A 19500-nucleotide genomic window follows, 5' to 3' on the forward strand; every position below is an offset into this window, starting at 1 on the left:
GTGCAAGATCGGCGCGCCTCGGTCGAGGTCCCGAGGGTGGTCAGGCGGGGAGTCGCCAGACCTGGTTGGCGCCGCCGAAGCAGTCCCAGATCTGCAACCGGGTGCCGTCGGCGGAGCTGTTGCCGGTGGCGTCGAGACACCTGTTGGACTGCGGGTTGCGCAGCGTGCCGTTGGCCTGGGCCTGCCAGACCTGGGCGCCGGTGCCGTTGCAGTCCCACAGTTGCACCTTCGCCCCGTTGGCGGTGGAGGCGCTGGTCACGTCGGCGCACTTGCCGAGGGCGCGCAGCGTGCCGTCGGTGCCCACCGTCCAGCTCTGGGCGTTGGTGCCGTTGCAGGCGTACAACTGCACGGCGGTGCCGTTGGCGGTGCCGGCGGCGGCGACGTCGACGCACTTGCCGCCGATCCCGGTGATGGGGCCGGTCCGCCCGCCCGGCGGCGGCGTGGTGCCACCGGTGGCCGTGTCGTAGATGGCGCTGACCAGGGAGGTGGCGCCGGTGGTGTCCTGGGTGAGTTCCCAGTTCATCATGCCGCCGGCGTTGGCCATGGCCCACTGGGTCTTGCGCTTGACCGTCGGGATGCCGTTGTAGCACTGCTGGGTGCCGTTGACCGTGGTGCAGTCCCGGTTGGCGTTGGCCGGGTCCATGGCGACCAGTGAGGCGTAGGTGTGGTAGCCGGGGCGGCTGTAGAACGGCACGCCCAGCACGGCCTTGCCGGCGGGCAGGCCCCGGGACTTCCAGAAGTTCACGGCGTTGATCGACCAGTCGTAGTTGGCGTGCGGGCTGCCGCCGTCGTACGCCATGATGTTGAGCCAGTCGACGTGGCCGAACACGGCCGGCTGGACGCCCTCGGCGTACCAGCCCTCGGAGACCACGGCGGCGGTGAGCAGCTTGCCCCGGCTGCGCAGGGCGCCGCTGAGCTGCTGCATCAGCGCCGTGTAGTTGGTGGCCGAGGCGCCCGGGTCCGGGTACTCCCAGTCCATGTCGACGCCGTCCAGGTTGTACTGGTTGACGAAGGCGACGACGTTGTTGACGAACGTCGTGCGGCTGCCGGCGTTGGCGGCGAGCGCCTCGAAGGCGGAGTCGTCGCCGTCGTTCCAGCCGCCGATCGCGATCGACACCTTGACGTTGTTGGCGTGCCCGAGCGACACCAGCTGGGAGAGCTTGCCGGCGTTCTCCACCGGGCGCAGGCTGCCGTCGCCGTTGGGCAGCACGAACGCGTAGTTGATGTGGGTGAGCTTGCCGTACTGCACGGCGTTGACGTTGCCGGTCCAGGACGGCAGGTAGCCGACGCTGCGGAAGCCGTTGGGCAGCACGGCGGCCGCCGCGGGGGCGGGGGCCAGGGCGAGGGTGGCGGCGACGGTGGCCAGGGCGAGCAGGCCGGCGGCGAGGGCCGGCCTGCGGCGGGGCGACGGTGAGGACATCAGGGGCCTTCCCGTGGGCGGGTTACGGCGGCCGTGCCGCCCGCCCGGCGGCCGGGACGGCGGGCGCCGGGTGCGGGCGTACGGGTGGGACGGGGGCTGGACATCCTCGAGGCAGCCAAATCCTAAAGAGTGTTAACTGTGACGTCAACGACGATGCTCGATGAATGGGGGGTGCGAGATCGCGCAGTTTCCCGGAAGTAGTGGCCTCCCGGCGCCAGAAAGGGCACTGTTTCCGGGAAACTGCGCGATCTTGGGGAGGGGCGGGTCCCGCTCCCCGGCGCGGCGGGCGGGCGCTGTCCGTCCCCGAACGACCGTTAAGCTGACCGGGTGGGACTTGAGGAGCTGTATCCGCCCCGGCGGCTGGCCGACGCCCAGCACGCCACCGCCGCCGCCGGCCTGGACGCGTTGCTGCTCAGCCCCGGCTCCGACCTGCGCTACCTGACCGGCTACGACGCCCACGAGGGCGAGCGGCTGACCTGCCTGGTGCTGCCCGCGCAGGGCGAGCCGACGCTGATCGTGCCCACCCTGGAACGGCCGGCCGCCGAGGCGTCCCCCGCGCCGGCCACCGGCGTACGGATCGTCGACCACGCCGACGGCACCGACCCGTACCCGCTGCTCGTCGCCGCCCTCGGCGGACCGGTGGCGGCGGTCGGGCTGGCCGACCGGATGTGGGCCGAGCAGGTCCTCGCCCTGCGCGCGGCGCTGCCCGGCACCACCCAGCGGCTGGCCTCCGAGGTGCTGCGCGAGCTGCGCGTGCGCAAGTCCCCGGCCGAGGTCGCGGCGCTGGCCGAGGCGGGCGCCGCGATCGACGCCGTCCACGAGCGGATGGGGCGGTGGCTGCGGCCGGGGCGCACGGAGGCGGAGGTCGCCGCCGACATCGCCGCCGCGATCCGGGCCGCCGGCCACGTCACCGTCGACTTCGTGATCGTCGCGGCCGGCCCGAACGGCGCCAGCCCGCACCACGGCACCTCCGACCGCCCGATCGGCGCCGGCGAGCCGGTGGTGGTGGACATCGGCGGCACGATGCCCTCGGGCTACCGCTCCGACTGCACCCGCACCTACGTCGCCGGCGGCCCGGCCCCGGCCGAGTTCGTCGACTACTACGCGGTGCTGCACGCCGCCCAGCGCGCCGCGGTGGCCGCCGTCCGCCCCGGGGTGACCGCCGAGGCCGTCGACGCCGCAGCCCGGGAGCCGATCGCCGCCGCCGGCTTCGGCGCGGCCTTCCTGCACCGCACCGGCCACGGCATCGGACTGGACGGCCACGAGGAGCCCTACGTGGTGGCCGGCAACAGCCGCCCGCTGGAGCCGGGGATGGCGTTCTCCGTCGAACCGGGCATCTATCTCGCGGGCCGGCACGGCGCCCGCATCGAGGACATCGTCGTCTGCACGACGGACGGCGTGCAACGGCTCAACACCACCCCCACGGAGCTCATCGCGCTATGACTGTCGACCGGATCCTCCCCACCGACGAGGCTCACGACCTGCTCGACCTCACCACCGAACTCGCCGACCGGGAGCTCGCGCCGCGGGCCGCCGGGTTCGAGGAGCGCGCCGAGTTCCCCCGCGAGGTGTTGCGCACCCTCGGCCGGGCCGGCCTGCTCGGCCTGCCGTACGCCGAGGAGTACGGCGGCGCCGCCCAGCCCTACGAGGTCTACCTGCAGGTGCTGGAGATCCTGGCCAGCCGCTGGCTCGCGGTCGCCGAGGCGGTCAGCGTGCACACCCTGTCCTGCCACCCGCTCGCCCAGTTCGGCACGGACGCGCAGCGCAAGCTGCTGCCCGACATGCTCGGTGGGGAACTGCTCGGGGCGTACTGCCTCTCGGAGCCGCAGGGTGGGTCGGACGCCGCCGCGTTGAGCACGAGGGCCGTGCGCGACGGCGACGCCTACGTGGTCGACGGCACCAAGGCGTGGATCACCCACGCCCGGGTGGCGGACTTCTACAACGTCTTCTGCCGCACCGGTGGCCCCGGCCCGAAGGGCATCTCCTGCCTGCTGGCCGACCGGAGCACGACCGGCATCGTGCCACAGGCGGCGGAGCGGACGATGGGGCTGCGCTCCTCGCCGGTGGCGCAGATCGCCTTCGACTCGGCGCGGGTGCCGGCCGAGCGGTTGATCGGCGGGGAGGGGGCGGGCTTCGCGATCGCCATGTCCGCCCTGGACTCGGGGCGCCTCGGCATCGCCGCCTGCGCGGTCGGGCTGGCCCAGGCGGCGCTGGACTACGCGGTCGGCTACGCCCGGGAGCGGCAGCAGTTCGGCAGGGCCATCATCGACTTCCAGGGGCTGGGCTTCACGCTCGCCGACCTGGCCACCCAGATCTCCGCGGCCCGGGCGTTGACGCTGGCCGCGGCCCGGCTGCGCGACGCCGGCCGGCCGTACTCGATCGAGGCGGCGAAGGCGAAGCTGTTCGCCACCGACATGGCGATGCGGGTGACCACCGACGCGGTGCAGGTGCTCGGCGGGGCGGGCTACGTGGCCGACCACCCGGTGGAGCGGTACATGCGCGAGGCCAAGGTGCTCCAGATCGTCGAGGGCACCAACCAGATCCAGCGGCTGGTCATCTCCCGGGCACTGGCGAAGGGCTGACGGGCGGCCGATCTGCCGGCGCGGCGAGCGGGCCGCGTCGCGTCGGCGGGTCGCGTCGTCGCCGGGAAGCGGTTTTCCCGGTAGGTTGCACGCCGTGGAGGAGATCGACCGCGCCATCATCGCCGCGCTGACCGCTGACGGTCGGCTGTCGTACACGGATCTGGCGGAGAGGGTGGGCCTGTCGGTGTCCGCCGTGCACCAGCGGGTGCGCCGCTTGGAGCAACGCGGCGTGATCAAGGGGTACGCCGCCAAGGTCTCCTTCGAGGCCCTCGACCTGCCGTTGACCGCGTTCGTGGCGATCCGGCCGTTCGACCCGTCGCAGCCCGACGACGCCCCAGAGCGGCTGGCCCACCTGCCGGAGATCGATTCGTGCTACTCGGTGGCGGGGGAGGACTTCTACCTGCTGCTGGTGCGGGTGGCCAGCCCGGCCGACCTGGAGCGGCTGCTCCAGGAGATCCGTACGGCGGCGAACGTGACCACCCGTACGACGGTGGTGCTGTCGACGCCGTACGAGACCCGGCCGCCGAAGATCAGTGCCGAGCCCCCGGCTCGGACGCGCTCCCGGCCGCCGGGGGAACCGGCTGGTTCCAGCGCAGGATGACCTGCCGGCCGTGCTCGTGGCCGAGCACGCTGACCGTGGCGGTGTCCAACCGCAGCAGCCCGCCCGCCGAGGGCGGCAGGCCGATCCAGCGTGCGCCGAGCACGCGCAGGCTGTGCGCGTGCCCGACGAGGGCGACGGTGCCCCGGTCGAGCAGTGGGCGGATCCGGTCGAGCACGCGGTCGAGCCGTTCGCCGACCTGCCCGGGGGACTCCCCGCCGGGGCAGCCGTCGGCCCAGACGGACCAGGTCGGATGGTCGTCGCGGATGTCGGCCGCGGTGCGTCCCTCGTAGGCGCCGTAGTTCCACTCGGCGAGGTCGTCGTCGGTCCGGTCGACGGTGAGGCCGGCGAGCTGCGCGGTGTGCCGCGCCCGGACGCGCGGGCTGGTCAGGACCGCGGCGAACCGCCGGCCGGCGAGGAACCGGGCGAGCGCGCGGGCCTGCCGCTCTCCGTCGGGGGTCAGCGGGAGATCGGTGTACGAGGTGTGCCGGCGGCTGGCGCTCCAGGTGGTCTCGCCGTGCCGGATCAGCAGGATCTCGCCCATCCGTCCAGTCAACCAGACACCCGTTCCCGTCGTTCACCTAGTGTCCTAGGATGCCTTAGCGGGTGTGCGGGGCACCACAGGGGGCAGCGACAGGTTTCCAGCAGCCCCGACGGGGCACGTAATCACCGAGGGCCTGGAAGACCCGGCCCGGCGCGGAGCAGAGGAGGCGACCAATGAGCTTCACCGACAAGGCCAAGAACAAGGTCGAGCAGCTGACCGGCGCCGCCAAGGAGCGGATCGGCGACGCGACCGACAACGAGCGGATGCGGGGCGAGGGCGCCATGCAGCAGCGTGACGCGCAGGCCCGGCAGGCCGGTGAGCACGCCAAGGATGCCGGCCGCGACGTCAAGGACGCCTTCACGAAGTGACCCGCTGAACGAGCAAAGGGCGGCCCCGGACCAAGTGGTCCGGGGCCGCCCTTTGCGCGCGTACGCGGGGTGGGTCAGTCGTCGCGGTGGTCGATCCACCACTGCTGCCCGGGGGCGGGGAGCGTGTCGATCGGGTCGTAGTAGGCGTAGCGCTTGTTGAGCGCCTCGGCGTCCGCGGACTCGATGGAGGTGCGGTAGTTCTTCGTCCAGTACGAGATGCCGCGTTCGCGGTCGTACTCGGTGAGCATGTGCACCCAGCGCTTACCGACGAAGGGGACGTCGCAGACGATGCGTGGGGTGGCGTAACCGGGCAGGTAGCCCATGATGTCGTGCTGGAGCTGCTGGGCGTGCCAGACCGGGACCCGCCAGTGCTCGGCGTTGGGGATCATGTCGCACATGTAGAAGTAGTACGGCAGGATGCCCGCCTCGCCCTGGAGGGCGAAGCAGAGGTCGAGCAGGTCGGGGGCGGTGGCGTTCACCCCGCGCATGAGCACGCCCTGGTTGCGCACGTCGCGTACGCCGACGTCGAGGGCGGTCTGCGCGGCCCTCGCGACGAGCGGGGTGAGCGACTGGGCGTGGTTGACGTGGGTGTGGATGGCGAGGTTGACGCCACGCCGGGCGGCGGTGCGGGCCACCCGTTCGAGGCCCTCGACGACGTCGGGCTGGAGCCAGTGCTGGGGTAGGCCCATGAGGGCCTTGGTGGCGAGCCGGATGTCGCGGATGGTCTCGATCTCGAGCAGCCGCATGAGGTAGGACTCGAGGTTGCGCCACGGGACGTTGGCCACGTCGCCGCCGGAGACCACGACGTCGCGGACGCCGGGGTGGGCCTTGAGGTAGCTGATGTGGGCGTCGTAGCGGTCGACCGGCTTGAGGGCGAGCTTGAGCTTGTCGACGGCGGGGGTGGAGTTGCCGACGAGGTCCATCCGGGTGCAGTGCCCGCAGTACTGCGGGCAGGTGGAGAGCAGCTCGGCGAGGACCTTGGTGGGGTAGCGGTGGGTGAGGCCCTCGGCGACCCACATGTCGTGTTCGTGCAGCGAGTCGCGGCTGGCGTACGGGTGGGAGGGCCAGTCGGTGCGCCGGTCGGAGGCGACGGGGATCATGTAGCGCCGGATCGGGTCGGCGAGGAACGCCTCGGTGCTCATCGGGGCGAACGGGACCATGGTGTTGAGCATCTGGGGCGGCACCAGCATGGACATGGTGGCCAGGGCGTCCTGGTCGGCGGCGAGGTCCGCGTAGAAGGTCTCGTCGACCGTGTCGCCGAGGACGGTGCGGAGCTGCTTGATGTTCTTGACGCAGTTGACGCGCTGCCACTGGGCGTTCTCCCACTGGTCGCGGGTGATGTGGCGCCAGCCGGGGAAGCGGGTCCAGTCGGGTTCGACGAGGGGCGCGCGGCGGTATTCGTAGGGCTGTCCGGCGGTGGGGGCCGGGGCCGGCGTGGGGTGGGGCGCGGGGATGGTCTCCACCGGTTGGGTCTGGGTCACGGCCCCTCCTCGACGTGGTGCGATTGATCAGCGATTCCGAAGGCTACTGGAAAATATCCGGCGAAGAAATTATTCTGCCGGAAGTTTTCCCGCTACGCGAGTCCTGGCCGGGGCTTCGAGCGGCGCGACAGGGGAGGTCGGCGTGACGTCACCGGTGGGTCTGCACCGCGTTGTCGAACCGGCGGGGGTGCTGCCGCAGGCGGCGTGGCGGCTGGACGCGAGTCCGGAGATCGCAGCGAACGAGGTGCGGATCCGGGTGGAGCGGTTGAACCTGGACGCGGCGAGCTTCCGCCAGTTGTGGGAGAAGCACGGCGGCGACGGGGACGCGGTGCGCGCCGAGGTCCTGGAGATCGTGTCGACCCGGGGGAAGATGCAGAACCCGGTGACCGGGTCGGGCGGCATGTTGATCGGCACGGTGGAGGAGGCGGGGCGGCGTTCCCCGCTGGGGCTGCGGGTGGGGGATCGGGTGGCGACGCTGGTGTCGCTGACGTTGACGCCGCTGACGATCCTCGACGGGTTGGCCCGCTGGGACGGGCGTGGCGAGCAGGTGCCGTGTGACGGGTACGCGATCCTGTTCGCCCGGTCGATCGCGGCGGTGCTGCCGGCGGATCTGGACCCGCAGTTGTCGCTGGCGGTGCTGGACGTGTGCGGTGCGCCGGCGCTGACGGCGCGGGTGGTGGCGCGGTACGTGGCGGAGCGGGAGCGGGTGGGGGACGCGGCGCCGGTGCGGGTGGCGGTGATCGGTGGCGCGGGTAAGAGCGGGTCACTGTCGCTGGCGGCGGCGCGGGGGGCGGGTGCCGCCCGTACGGTCGGGGTGGTGCCGGTGGTCGCGGAGCGGGACGCGCTGGCGGCGGTGGGTCTGGCGGACGTGGTGGCGTTGGCCGACGCGCGGGATCCGGTGGCGTTGTCGTCGGCGGTGACGGCGGCGTTGGGGGCGCCGGCGGACGTGACGGTGGTCTGCGTGGACGTGCCGGGTTGTGAGCACGGGGCGGTGCTGGCGACGGCGGATGGTGGCACGGTGGTGTTCTTCTCGATGGCGACGAGTTTCGCGGCGGCGGCGTTGGGGGCGGAGGGCCTGGCGGCGGATGTGACGATGCTGGTGGGCAACGGTTTCGTGCCGGGGCACGCGGAGTTCGCGTTGGGGTTGTTGCGGTCGGAGTCGGGGGTGCGGGCGCTTTTCGAGGCCCGTCTGGCGGCAGACTGATGGTCATGACGAACCCCTCGACTCTGTACCGCGGCGGGACGCTGCACTGTCCGGCGGATCCGCGTGCGACGGCCCTGTTGGTCAGTGACGGCAGGATCTCGTGGCTGGGGGCGGACGCGGACGCGCCGGCGGCCGACCGGGTGGTGGATCTGGACGGGGCGTTGGTGACGCCGGCGTTCGTGGACGCGCACGTGCACGCGACGGACACGGGGCTGGCGTTGTCGGGGCTGGATCTGTCGACGGTGCGGTCGGCGGGGGAGTTGCTGGACGCGGTGGCGGCGTTCGTGGCGGGGTTGCCGTCGGACGCGGTGGTGTTGGGGCACGGGTGGGACGAGTCGTGTTGGCCGGTGCCGGAGTTGCCGGACGCGGGGGCGTTGGATCGGGCGGCGGGTGGGCGGCGGCTGTATCTGTCGCAGGCGTCGATCCATTCGGCGTTGGTGTCGCGGGCGTTGCTGGCGGCGTGCCCGGAGGTGGTGTCGGCGGCGGGCTACGACGCGTCGGGGTGGTTGCGGCGCGACGCGCACCATGTGGTGCGGGCGGCGGCGTTCGGGTCGGTGTCGCGGGCGCAGCGGTTGGCGGCGCAGCGGGTGGCGTTGGGGCACGCGGCGTCGTTGGGGATCGCGGCGGTGCACGAGTGTGCGGGTCCGGAGATCTCCGGCGAGGACGACCTGACCGGTTTGTTGGGGTTGTCGGGGGTCGGTGTGCCGGAGGTGTACGGGTACTGGGGTGAGCTGTCGGGTGCGGCGCGGGCCCGGGAGTTGGGTGCGGTGGGGGCGGCCGGTGACCTGTTCGCGGATGGGGCGTTGGGGTCGCGTACGGCGCATGTGTCGCGGGAGTACCTGGACGGTGACGGTGGCTGTGGGCACGGCTACGTCAGTGCGGAGCAGGTGCGTGATCATCTGTTGGACTGTGCGGCGCACGGTGTGCAGGGCGGGTTCCACGCGATCGGTGACGCGGCGATCTCGACGGTGCTGGAGGGTTTCGCGGGGGCGGCGGAGCGGTTGGGCACGGATCGGGTGCGGGCGGCCCGGCACCGGATCGAGCATGCGGAGATCATGAACAAGCGGCTGATCGCGGGGTTCGTGGAGTTCGGGATCGTGGCGAGCATGCAGCCGGCGTTCGACCGGTTGTGGGGTGGCGCGGGTCGGATGTACGAGTCGCGGTTGGGGTTGGCGCGGTCGTTGGAGTCGAACCCGATGGGGGCGATGCACGGGGTCGGGGTGGCGTTGGCGTTCGGGTCCGATTCGCCGGTGACGCCGCTGGATCCGTGGGGTTCGGTGCGGGCGGCGGTGTGGCATCACAGTCCGACGCAGCGGATGAGTGTGCGGTCGGCGTTCGCGGCGCACAGCCGTGGTGGGTGGCGGGCGGTGCGCCTGGACAGCGAGGGTGTGTTGGCGTTGGGGGCGCCGGCGACGTTCGCGGTGTGGTCGACGCCGGCGGGGGTGGAGCGGGGGCTGCCGGTGTTGTTGGCCGCGGATCCGGAGGCGCGGGGTCCGGAGGATCCGACGCCGCTGCCGGTGTGTCGGCGCACGGTGCTGCGTGGTGACGTGATCTTCGAGGAAGGGTCTTCGTGAGCAAGCTTGATCTGGATGCGCGGCTGGTGGCGCGGGCGCGGGAGTTGGCGCGTCGGGCGGGGCAGCCGGTGGTGGATCTGGCGCGTAGCCACACCACGGTGTCGGTGGAGCGGGCGGTGTTGCGGCTGGCGGGGGTGGCCGGCGCGGATCCGGACGGTATTCCGTGGGTGAACCGGTTGGTGGACGCGGTGGTCGCCGACGTGGGGTTGGGGCACGGGGTGGCGGTGCCGGTGTTCGATGCCCTGGCGCGTGAGCAGATCGCCGACGTGACGTTGCTGGCGCAGAAGGCGGCGGCGGGGTCGGTGCGGTTCGAGGTGCCGGGCGGGAGGGCGGCCACGGCGGCGCGGAAGGCGGCGCGGCGGGCGGTCGGCGCGGGGATCCGGTCGATCGACCGGCGGCGGGCGGAGCGGGATCGTCTGGTGCGGCGGTTCGGGGATCCGCGGCAGCGGCCGTGGATCTATCTGATCGTGGCGACGGGGGACATCTACGAGGACATTCCGCAGGCGCAGGCGGCGGCGCGGGCGGGTGCGGATGTCATTGCGGTGATCCGTTCGACGGGGCAGTCGTTGCTGGACTACGTGCCGGAGGGGGCGACTCGGGAGGGGTTCGCGGGCACGTACGCGACGCAGGAGAACTTCCGGTTGATGCGGGCGGCGTTGGATCAGTCGTCGAGGGAGTTGGGCCGGTATGTGCGGCTGACGAACTACGCGTCGGGTCTGTGTATGCCGGAGATGGCGACGTTGGCCGGCCTGGAGCGGCTGGACATGATGTTGAACGATTCGATGTACGGGATTTTGTTCCGGGACATCAATCCGATCCGGACGTTCGTGGACCAGCGGTTCTCGCGGCAGGTGCACGCGCGGGCGGGGATCATCATCAACACGGGTGAGGACAACTATCTGACCACTGCGGACGCGGTGGACGAGGCGCACACGGTGACGGTGTCGCAGCTGCTGAACGAGTTCTTCGCGCATGAGGCGGGGTTGGCGGACTGGCAGTTGGGGTTGGGGCACGCGTTCGAGATCAATCCTGATGTGCCGGAGTCGTTCCGGTTGGAGTTGGCGCACGCGTTGTTGGCGCGGGAGTTGTTTCCGGACGCGCCGTTGAAGTGGATGCCGCCGACGAAGCACATGACGGGGGACGTGTTCCGGGGGAATCTGCTGGACGGGTTCTTCAATCTGGTGGGGACGATGACGGGTCAGGGGATTCTGCTGGTGGGGATGATGACCGAGGCGGTGGTGACGCCGTGGTTGTCGGATCGGGACATCGCGGTGCAGAACGTGCGGTACGTGTTGGGTGCGGCCGGTGGGTTGCACGAGGACTTCGTGCCGGCGCCGGGTGGGTTCATCCAGCAGCGGGCGAACCGGGTGCTGGGTGAGGCGGTGGAGTTGTTGGAGCGGATCGGGGATCAGTCGTTGTTGACGGCGATCGCCGAGGGCACGTTCGGGATCATGAAGCGGCCGGCGGATCGGGGCAAGGGCCTGTCGGGGGTGGCGGCGCACGAGGGTGACTACTTCAATCCGGCGACGGAGATCCTGGAGGCGCCGGTGGCCGTGGGTGCGGGGGTGGCGGGGTCGTGAGTGCCGTCGAGGCGGGCGCGGGTGCCGGCAAGAGGGTCGTGCGGCCGTACGGGGACACCACCGGCGACGGGATGGTGCAGGTGTCGTTCACGTTGCCGGTGCCGCACGACAAGCGGGCCGAGGGTGCGGCGGTGCAGTTGGCCAACAAGATGGGCATCGATCCGGCGATGCTGGTGCACGCGAAGCCGATGGGTGACGGTTTCACGTTCTTCGTGGTGTACGGGCGGGTGAACCATCTGGTGGACCTGTCGGCGGTGCAGGTGGTGGAGCGCGACTTTCCGCTGTTGTCGGCCAAGGAGGTCAACGCGGTGGTGAAGCGGCGGATGCGGCGCAAGTTGTCGGTGGTGGGGGCGTGTATCGGCACGGACGCGCACACCGTCGGCATCGACGCGATCCTGAACGTGAAGGGCATCGCGGGGGAGAAGGGCCTGGAGTACTACCGGGAGTTGAAGGTCACGAACCTGGGTGCGCAGGTGAGCGTGCCGGAGTTGGTGGAGGCGGCCCGGGTGGAGCGGGCCGACGCGGTGCTGGTGTCGCAGGTGGTGACGCAGCGCGACGCGCATCTGCACAACACGCGGGAGATGTCGGCGGCGTTCCGGGAGGCGATGCCGGCGGGGCGCCGGCCGCTGCTGATCGTGGGTGGGCCGCGGTTCGACGAGTCGATGGCCGGCGAGCTGGGGGTGGATCGGATCTTCGGTCGGGGGACGACGCCGGGTGAGGTGGCGAGTTTCCTGGTGCACGCGTTGGTGGCGGAGAAGAGGGCGAAGGCATGAGTGACTCCCGGGTGGGGCTGACCGTCGTGCACCGGCGGTATGTGCCGTATTCGCACGCCCATTACGCGGGCAACCTGGTGGACGGGGCGTACGCGTTGGGGTTGTTCGGGGATGTGGCGACGGAGGTGTGTATCCGTACCGACGGTGATGAGGGGTTGTTCGCGTCGTATTCGGATGTGCAGTTCCGGGCTGCGATGCGGGCGGGGGATGTGTTGGAGGTGACGGCGACGGTGACCCGGGTGGGCACCCGCAGCCGCACGATCGACTTCGAGGCGCGGGTGGTGTGTCGGGGCCGTCCGGATCGGGGTGGGTCGGCGGCGGAGGTCCTCCAGGCTCCGATCGTGGCGGTGACCGCGACCGGCACGGTGGTTGTGCCACCGGTGGCGTGAGGTACGCCGTCTGCGCCGATGTCGGGTCCACGTACACGAAGGTGGCGGTGGTGGACCTCGACGCGGGCGTGTTGTCGGCGTCGGCGTCGGCGCCGACGACGGTCGGGACGGATGTGCTGCACGGCCTGGACGCGGCGGTGGCGGCGGCCACGGCGGGCCTGCCGGTGGGTGGGGCGCCCTGGTATGTGTGTTCGTCGGCGGGCGGCGGGTTGCGGCTGGCGGTGGTCGGCTACGAGCGGCTGGTGACGGCGCAGGCGGGTCGGCGGGTGGGGTTGTCGGCGGGCGCGAACGTGGTGCACGTGGCGGCGGGTCGGCTGGGCGCGGCGGAGTTGGCGGGGTTGCGGGCGGCCCGTCCGGACGTGGTGCTGCTGGTGGGTGGCACGGACGGCGGTGACGCGGAGACGTTGACGCACAACGCGACGCGGTTGGCGCGGGCGCGTTGGCGGGTGCCGGTGGTCCTGGCGGGCAACGTCGACGTCCGTGACGACCTGCAGGCGGTGCTGGCCGGGGCGGGGGTGCCGGTGACGGTGGCCGACAACGTGTTGCCGCGGATCGGGGTGTTGGCGCCGGCGGCGGCGCGGGCGGCGATCCGGCAGGTGTTCCTGCGGCACGTGATCGGCGGGAAGCGGCTGTCGCGGGGGTCGCGGTTCGCGCGGCTGGTGCGGGCGGCGACCCCGGACGCGGTGCTCACCGGTGTGGAGGTGCTGGCCGACGCGCTCGGTGGCGACCTGGTGGTGGTCGACGTGGGTGGCGCGACCACCGACGTGTATTCGGTGCTGACGCCGGACGAGCGGGCGACCGGGCCGGGCCGGGAGGTGGCGGGTGCCCTGTGGCGGGCCCGCACGGTCGAGGGGGACCTGGGTGTGCGGTGGAGCGCGCCGGGGGTGGTGCGGGCGGCCGTCGAGGAGCGGCTGTTGGGCGACGCCGAGGGTGCGGATCTGGCGGCGGGTGCGGCGGTGCGGGCCGGCGATCCGGGGTTCCTGCCGGTGGGGGTGGCGGATCGGGCGGTGGACGCCCGGATCGCCGCGCTGGCGGCGACGGTGGCGTTGCGGCGGCACGCGCGGGGGGCGGCCACCGGGGAGCGGGCGGGTCGGGATCTGCGGGACGTGCGGCTGCTGGTGGGTTCCGGTGGGGTGTTGCGGCATGCGGCGCCGGTGGACGCGGCCGGGGTGTTGGGTGTGGTGTTGGCCGATCACGCGGGTGGGTGGGCGTTGCCGCGGGCGGCCCGGCCGGTGGTGGACGTCGACTACGTGCTGGCGGCGGGTGGCCTGTTGGCGGCCGAGCATCCGCAGGTGGCGGGGGCGTTGCTGCGCCGGCACCTGGCGGCGGATTGAGACTCGCCGACGCGACACGCCGTGGTGCGGCACACGACAGGCCGGGGTGGGTTGACATGGGCGGGGGTGCACGCCGTACCGTCTTTGAGTCCTACTACGGGAAGCGGCTGTTGTTCGCTTCGTCCCTTCGTCCGCTGGCCGAGCGACATGTGAGCAGTGCGTCGCGGCGGCCAGGTCCAGCGGGCGGGGGTCGGCGGGGCGGCGCGAACCGGCCGCGGTTACCGGTGTACGGGCAGGGTGGGGTGCACGGCCAGTAGACAACGGCCAGGCGGGGGCAGCCAGTCCACGTCGGGTCGGTCCGAAGGTCGGCGCAGCTCATTCTCGCCCCACCGGCCGGGAAGGGCCTGGGAGCATCGGGGCGCGGCGTATGCCGCGCCCCGATTTGTGTCCGCGGTCGGTTCTGCGGGCCCGGTGGGGGCGGAACCGCCCGGACGTGTCGTGGCGGGACGTCAGGTCACCGCCGGACGGGGCGGGAGGCGGGTGGCCGGGTAGCCTTCGGCCCGTGATCGTGGGGAGCGTGCCGGCGCCGGCCGGGGACAGCAGCGGGCCGGGTGCCGGGCCGGCGGGGACGTCGGCCGTGGCGGGGCGGCCGGTGCCGCTGCCGGTGGCGGTGGTGTTGGCGGTGGCTGGTGGGTTGGCGTTGCTGGTGGCGTTTCCCCCGTACGGGCTGTGGCCGTTGGCGCCGCTGGGTGTGGCGCTGCTGGCTGCGGCGACGCGTGGTCGCCGGATGCGGGCCGGCGCCGGGTTGGGGTTTCTGACCGGTGTGGCGTTGTTCGCGCCGTTGTTGAGTTGGACGAACCTGCACACCGGTTACCTGCCGTGGGTGTTGCTGTCGTTGTTGCAGGCCGGCTATCTGGCGTTGCTGGGCGCGGCGGGCGCGTTCGTCTCGCCGCTGGTCGACAGGTGGCGGTGGTGTTGGCCGGCGGTGACGGCGGTGCTGTGGGTGGGGCAGGAGGCGCTGCGGGACCGGACGCCGTTCGGTGGGTTCCCGTGGGGGCGGCTGGCGTTCAGCCAGGGTGACTCGCCGCTGCTGCGGTTGGCGGCGGTGGGTGGTGCGCCGCTGGTGACGTTCGCGGTGGCGCTGACGGGTGGGCTGGTGGCGGCGGCGGCCTGGTGGCTGTGGGACGGGCCGCGGCGGTGGGTGCCGGTGGCCGGGTTGACGGCGGCGGCGGTCGCGGTGCCCGTGGTGGGGCTGCTGGTGCCGGTGGCGTCCGCGGGCCGCGGCGAGGCCGTGACGGTGGCGATCGTGCAGGGCAACGTGCCTCGGCTCGGGTTGGACTTCAACGCCCAGCGGCAGGCGGTGCTGAACAACCACGTCGACGCCACGGTCGAGTTGGCCGGGCAGGTGGCGGCCGGTACGCGGGCCCGCCCGGACCTGGTGGTGTGGCCGGAGAACTCCAGTGACATCGACCCGCTGCGCGACGCCGACGCGGGGGCGAGCATCTCGCGGGCCGCCGACGCGGTCGGTGTGCCGATCCTGGTCGGTGCGGTGCTGCGTGGCCCGGGTGAGGGGCAGGTCCGTAACGCGGGGATTCTCTGGCGGCCCGGTGCCGGCCCGGACCTGGAGCAGCTCTACACGAAGCGGCATCCGGTGCCGTTCGCCGAGTACGTGCCGATGCGTGATCTGGCCCGGATGGTCAGCAAGCAGGTGGATCGGGTGCGGTCCGACTTCGTGCCCGGCACCGAGCCGGGGGTGTTGCGGGCCGGGGCGGCGGTGCTCGGTGACGTGATCTGCTTCGAGGTCGCCTACGACGAGGTGGTCCGGGACACCGTCACCGGTGGGGCGCAGTTGCTGGTGGTGCAGACGAACAACGCCACCTTCGACGTGGCCGAGGCGCGGCAGCAGTTGGCCATGGTGCGGTTGCGGGCGGTCGAGCACGGCCGGCCGGCGTTGATGGCCTCCACGGTCGGGGTGTCCGGGTTCGTCGCCCCGGACGGGCGGGTAAGCGACGCCACCGGGTTCAACACCCGGGCGGTCGTGGTGCGGCAGCTGCGGCTGGACGACGGGCGCACGCTGGCCACCCGGGTGGGCCTGTGGCCGGAGGTGGCGCTGGCCGCCCTGGCCGTGGGGGTTCTGGTCGGTGCGGCGGTGCTGCGCCGCCGGCAGCACGCCGGGTGACACCAGCCGGTACGCCGGCGGAGGGGAAACGACGGTGGGCGAGACGACCGGCATCCGGCCGGAAACCGGTCATCCGGGCGTGGGTCGGGTGCTCGTGGTGATTCCGACCTACAACGAGGCCGACAACGTGGCGCCGATCGTGGCGCGGGTGCGGCGTGCCGCGCCGGCGGTGGACGTGTTGGTGGCCGACGACAACAGTCCGGACGGCACCGGTGCGGTCGCCGACGCGCTGGCCGGCGCCGATCCGCGGGTGCATGTGCTGCACCGGGAGGGCAAGCAGGGGCTCGGCGCGGCGTACCTGGCGGGGTTCGCGTGGGCGCGGGAGCGGGGCTTCGACGCCGTGGTGGAGATGGACGCCGACGGTTCGCACGCCCCGGAGGACCTGCCGGCGTTGCTGTCGGCGGCCCGTGAGGCGGATGTGGTGATCGGTTCGCGGTGGACCAGTGGGGCGCGGCTGGTGAACTGGCCGTGGCGGCGGCTGCTGCTGTCGCGGTGCGGCAACCTGTACGCGCGGCTGGCGTTGGGGATGCCGGTCGCCGACGCGACGGGCGGCTACCGGGTGTACCGGCTGGCCGCCCTCGACGAGATCGACCTGGGGTCGGTCTGTTCGCAGGGCTACTCGTTCCAGGTGGAGTTGTCGCGGCTGGCGCACCGGGCGGGGGTGCGGATCGTCGAGGTGCCGATCACGTTCGCGGAGCGGGAACGGGGCAGCAGCAAGATGAGCCCGTTGATCGTGGCGGAGGCGTTGTGGCGGATCACCGCGTGGGCGGTGCAGGATCGGCGGCTGGCGCTGCGGCGTGGCCTGCACGGTACGCCCACCGGTCAGGTCCGGTGGCCCTGAGCGGCGGCGTGTCATGCTGGACGGGGCGTCGGCGTCCGTGTGGACGGCCCGCCCGTGGGCGTCGCGGATGGCGAATGGGGTGAGATGCGCCGAGGACTGAGGTTTGTGCCGCTGGGCCTGCTGGTGGCGGTGCTGCTGGAGCTGGTGGTGTTCGTCGTGGTGGGGCGGGCGATCGGGTTCGGCTTGGCGCTGCTGGCGGTGTTCGTGGTGTCGCTGCTGGGGATGGTGCTGCTGCGGCGGGAGGGGATGCGCGCGTGGCGGGGTTTCCGGGCGTCCGCCGAGGCCGGTCAGCCGCCGGGCCGGCAGGTCACCGATGGTCTCGTCGGGCTGCTCGGGGCGCTGCTGCTGGCGGTGCCGGGCCTGGTCACGGGCGTGTTGGGGGTGCTGCTGCTGGTGCCGCCGGTGCGTCGGTCGGCCCGCAACGGGGTGCAACGGGCGGCGGAGCGGCGGGTGTCGTCGATGGTCGCCGGTGACCTGTTCGGGCCGCGGCGGGTGCGGGTGCGTCGTGGTGCCCCGCAGCCGACCGCCGAGCCGACGGTCGCCGAGCCGACCGTGGTCGACGGGGGCCGGGCCATCGAGGGTGAGATCGTCGAACCCGGCCGGCAGCACTGATCAGTTCGTAGCGCGGATACGACGGCGCCCCGGGAGCATTGCTCCCGGGGCGCCGTGGCGTCCGGTCCGGGCCTCAGGCGCGGCCGCGGCGGGTGCGGACCTCCTGCAGCCGCTCGGCGAGGATGTCCTCCAGTTCGGCGATGGAGCGTCGCTCCAGCAGCATGTCCCAGTGCGTGCGCGGCGGCTTGGCCTTCTTCTGCTCGGGCTCGTTGCCGTCGACCAGCCGGGCGACGCTGCCGTCGAACTTGCATTCCCAGGTCGTGGGGACCTCGGCGTCGACGGCGAACGGCACCTCGAACTGGTGACCCTTGGCGCAGAGGTACTCGCGGGTCTGACGCGGCGCGAGCTCCGTGTTGCGGTCGGACTCGTAGCTGACCGCGCCCAGACGGCTGCCGCGCAACATACGCTCGCCCATGATCGACTTCCCCTCGTTCGTGGTGCTGGTCTTCTCGGTGTAACGGTGCGTTCCCGCCGGGCCATTCCCGCCCGCGCGCCCCGGCGGGCCCGGACAAGGGTAGCCGGCCGTGCCAGCCGCCCGGCGGGGTCGCCCCGGGCCGGGTGGGACGGGTGGGAGTGTTTCCGCTGCCACCGGCGATGGTAACCGGCCGGGCGCGGCGGGAGTCGCGATGGCCGGTGACGCGCCGGCCGGCTCAGGCCGTGGGGGTCGGTGGCAGGGGCAGCGGCAGGCCCGGCAGGCCGTCGATGCTGCTGGCCACGTGGTCCTTGCCGGCGAAGTAGTCGCTCAGCGACGCGTCGTCCTCCCGGGCGAACCGTTTGCCGTGCAGGTCGCGGTCGGTGTCGTAGGACATGAACGGCACCGCGTAGCCGCAGGTGTCGCGGATCAGTTCGGCGCGTACGACGATGATCGCCCGCAGGCCGTGGATGCTGGCGTCGATGTCCGGGAAGTGGCCGATCAGGTCGCCCCAGCGGGGGTCGTCGCGGAACACCGGCTCGCCGCGCCCGTGCACCCGCACGATGTTCGGCGGCCCCTGGAACGCGCACCACATCAGGGTGATCCGGCCGTTCTCCCGCAGGTGCGCGATGGTTTCGGCGTTGCTGCCCGCGAAGTCCAGGTAGGCCACGGTCTGCTCGTCGAGGACCGCCCACGAGCCGCGGAGCCCTTTCGGGGACAGGTTGATGGTGCCGTCGCCCGACAGCGGGGCGGTGGCGGTGAAGAACAGCGGCTGTTGCTCGATGAAGGTGCGTAGCCGGCCCGCGATGTGTTCGTGTGTCTTGCCCACCCTGGCATCATGACCGGCCGCGGCCACCCGCACCGTCCCGGTGTCCCGCAGTCCCACGTCGCCGGACGCGGTGGCGGGCGGGTGCGGGCCGGCCCGGCAGGTCGTGCCTGGCCGGCTGGGTAGTCTCTGGTCGTGGCTGACATGATCTTGCGTGGGGCGGACGTCGCCGACATTCCGGCCGTGCTCGCCTTCTGGGCCGGCGCGGCCGAGGACGCGCACCGCCCCGCCGACACGGCGCGGGCCGTCGCACAGCTCATCGCCCGTGACCCCGAGGCGCTCGTGCTCGCCTTCGACGGTGCGGTGCTGGTGGGCACCGTCATCGTCGGGTGGGACGGGTGGCGCTGCCACCTGTACCGGCTGGCGGTGGCACCCGAGCGACGGGGGCAGGGGGTCGGGCGGCTGCTGGTGGAGGCGGCGGAGAACCGGGGCCGGCGGCTCGGGGCCGTCCGCGTCGACGCGATGGTGCTCGACGACAACGGCCCGGCCCGGCAGGCCTGGCGGGCACTGGGATACGCTCCGCAGGCCGAGTGGTCGAGATGGGTCAAGCCACTGTCCGGCTGAGCGCGGCGGGCCGGTTCAGGCCGGTCGGGGCCCGGCGTCGCGGGAGCCGAGCTGGGCCAGCGCGGCGGCGAGGTGACTGACCTGGTCGGCAAGCTGGGTCATCCGCCGCTGTGCCTCGTCGCGGTCGGTCTCGGCGGCGCGTAGCCGTACGGTCAGGTCGTCGACGCGGCCCGCGGCGGTGGTGGCGGCCTCGCGTGCGGCGGCCAGGTCCGCGCTCAGCGTGTCGTGCCGGGCGGTGAGCGCGGCCAGCTCCGCGCGGGCCTGGTCGGCCGCCGCGAC

At 72.7% G+C, this 19500-nt stretch carries 19 protein-coding genes and 1 pseudogene; 14 read left to right on the top strand and 6 right to left on the bottom strand.

The annotated features are described in order from the left end of the window. Positions 1-40: 40 nt before the first annotated feature. A complete protein-coding gene (locus ABZ809_RS26380; protein ID WP_357565288.1) occupies positions 41-1420 on the bottom strand; it encodes a glycosyl hydrolase family 18 protein in 1380 nt (459 codons plus the stop codon). Positions 1421-1747: 327 nt separating this feature from the next. On the opposite strand from ABZ809_RS26380, the gene ABZ809_RS26385 reads away from it, so the two are divergent. From ABZ809_RS26385 to ABZ809_RS26395, 3 genes are all read left to right on the top strand, one after another. Further along, on the top strand, positions 1748-2863 hold the full coding sequence (locus ABZ809_RS26385; protein WP_357565289.1) for a Xaa-Pro peptidase family protein: 1116 nt from the start codon (positions 1748-1750) through the stop codon (positions 2861-2863). Beyond that, a complete protein-coding gene (locus ABZ809_RS26390) occupies positions 2860-4002 on the top strand; it encodes an acyl-CoA dehydrogenase family protein (protein ID WP_357565290.1) in 1143 nt (380 codons plus the stop codon). Before ABZ809_RS26385 ends, ABZ809_RS26390 begins: the two co-directional genes overlap by 4 nt. 94 nt (positions 4003-4096) lie before the next feature. Next, the gene (locus tag ABZ809_RS26395; RefSeq protein ID WP_357565291.1) at positions 4097-4603 is read left to right on the top strand and encodes an Lrp/AsnC family transcriptional regulator; all 507 of its coding nucleotides are present in this window, start codon (positions 4097-4099) and stop codon (positions 4601-4603) included. On the opposite strand, the gene ABZ809_RS26400 is transcribed toward ABZ809_RS26395, so the two are convergent. Further along, complete coding sequence (locus ABZ809_RS26400) at positions 4533-5144, bottom strand: histidine phosphatase family protein (RefSeq protein WP_357565292.1); 612 nt, start codon at positions 5142-5144, stop codon at positions 4533-4535. The genes ABZ809_RS26395 and ABZ809_RS26400 overlap by 71 nt on opposite strands. Positions 5145-5317: 173 nt before the next feature. Here ABZ809_RS26400 and ABZ809_RS26405 point away from each other — a divergent pair, with 173 nt between their 5' ends. Then, entirely contained in the window at positions 5318-5512 is a 195-nt protein-coding gene (locus ABZ809_RS26405) for a CsbD family protein (protein WP_357565293.1), read from the top strand. A gap of 74 nt (positions 5513-5586) precedes the next feature. On the opposite strand, the gene ABZ809_RS26410 is transcribed toward ABZ809_RS26405, so the two are convergent. Continuing rightward, entirely contained in the window at positions 5587-6993 is a 1407-nt protein-coding gene (locus ABZ809_RS26410; RefSeq protein ID WP_357565294.1) for a lysine 2,3-aminomutase, read from the bottom strand. Positions 6994-7147: 154 nt separating this feature from the next. On the opposite strand from ABZ809_RS26410, the gene ABZ809_RS26415 reads away from it, so the two are divergent. From ABZ809_RS26415 to ABZ809_RS26455, 9 genes are all read left to right on the top strand, one after another. Further along, complete coding sequence (locus ABZ809_RS26415; RefSeq protein WP_357565306.1) at positions 7148-8197, top strand: zinc-binding alcohol dehydrogenase; 1050 nt, start codon at positions 7148-7150, stop codon at positions 8195-8197. A 5-nt stretch (positions 8198-8202) separates the two neighbouring features. Then, positions 8203-9771, top strand: coding sequence for an amidohydrolase family protein (locus ABZ809_RS26420; protein ID WP_357565295.1), 1569 nt, complete (start codon positions 8203-8205; stop codon positions 9769-9771). Then, positions 9768-11351, top strand: coding sequence for a lysine 5,6-aminomutase subunit alpha (locus tag ABZ809_RS26425; protein ID WP_357565296.1), 1584 nt, complete (start codon positions 9768-9770; stop codon positions 11349-11351). Before ABZ809_RS26420 ends, ABZ809_RS26425 begins: the two co-directional genes overlap by 4 nt. After that, entirely contained in the window at positions 11348-12124 is a 777-nt protein-coding gene (locus tag ABZ809_RS26430) for an OAM dimerization domain-containing protein (RefSeq protein ID WP_357565297.1), read from the top strand. The genes ABZ809_RS26425 and ABZ809_RS26430 overlap by 4 nt, the downstream gene beginning before the upstream one ends. Next, complete coding sequence (locus ABZ809_RS26435; RefSeq protein ID WP_357565298.1) at positions 12121-12513, top strand: hotdog domain-containing protein; 393 nt, start codon at positions 12121-12123, stop codon at positions 12511-12513. Before ABZ809_RS26430 ends, ABZ809_RS26435 begins: the two co-directional genes overlap by 4 nt. Then, complete coding sequence (locus ABZ809_RS26440; protein ID WP_357565299.1) at positions 12510-13847, top strand: glutamate mutase L; 1338 nt, start codon at positions 12510-12512, stop codon at positions 13845-13847. Before ABZ809_RS26435 ends, ABZ809_RS26440 begins: the two co-directional genes overlap by 4 nt. Before the next feature lie 433 nt (positions 13848-14280). Continuing rightward, on the top strand, positions 14281-15966 hold the full coding sequence (gene lnt, locus ABZ809_RS26445) for an apolipoprotein N-acyltransferase (RefSeq protein ID WP_357565300.1): 1686 nt from the start codon (positions 14281-14283) through the stop codon (positions 15964-15966). Between the two features lie 52 nt (positions 15967-16018). Further along, the gene (locus ABZ809_RS26450) at positions 16019-16807 is read left to right on the top strand and encodes a polyprenol monophosphomannose synthase (RefSeq protein ID WP_357565307.1); all 789 of its coding nucleotides are present in this window, start codon (positions 16019-16021) and stop codon (positions 16805-16807) included. Positions 16808-16891: 84 nt separating this feature from the next. Next, positions 16892-17419 carry an FxsA family protein gene (locus ABZ809_RS26455; protein WP_357565301.1) on the top strand — a complete coding sequence of 176 codons (528 nt, stop codon included), beginning with the start codon at positions 16892-16894 and terminating at the stop codon, positions 17417-17419. 73 nt (positions 17420-17492) lie between these two features. On the opposite strand, the gene ABZ809_RS26460 is transcribed toward ABZ809_RS26455, so the two are convergent. Together ABZ809_RS26460 and ABZ809_RS26465 are read right to left on the bottom strand one after the other, a co-directional pair. After that, on the bottom strand, positions 17493-17834 hold the full coding sequence (locus ABZ809_RS26460; protein WP_007460094.1) for an RNA polymerase-binding protein RbpA: 342 nt from the start codon (positions 17832-17834) through the stop codon (positions 17493-17495). Positions 17835-18069: 235 nt separating this feature from the next. Next, on the bottom strand, positions 18070-18660 hold the full coding sequence (locus ABZ809_RS26465; RefSeq protein ID WP_357565302.1) for a pyridoxamine 5'-phosphate oxidase family protein: 591 nt from the start codon (positions 18658-18660) through the stop codon (positions 18070-18072). A 141-nt stretch (positions 18661-18801) separates the two neighbouring features. On the opposite strand from ABZ809_RS26465, the gene ABZ809_RS26470 reads away from it, so the two are divergent. Then, positions 18802-19221, top strand: coding sequence for a GNAT family N-acetyltransferase (locus tag ABZ809_RS26470; protein ID WP_357565308.1), 420 nt, complete (start codon positions 18802-18804; stop codon positions 19219-19221). A 15-nt stretch (positions 19222-19236) separates the two neighbouring features. Here ABZ809_RS26470 and ABZ809_RS26475 read toward each other — a convergent pair. Next, positions 19237-19500 (bottom strand): annotated as a pseudogene (locus tag ABZ809_RS26475) (hypothetical protein); the annotation flags it as partial.

Source organism: Micromonospora sp. NPDC047074, assembly GCF_040643815.1.
Taxonomy (GTDB): Bacteria; Actinomycetota; Actinomycetes; order Mycobacteriales; family Micromonosporaceae; genus Micromonospora.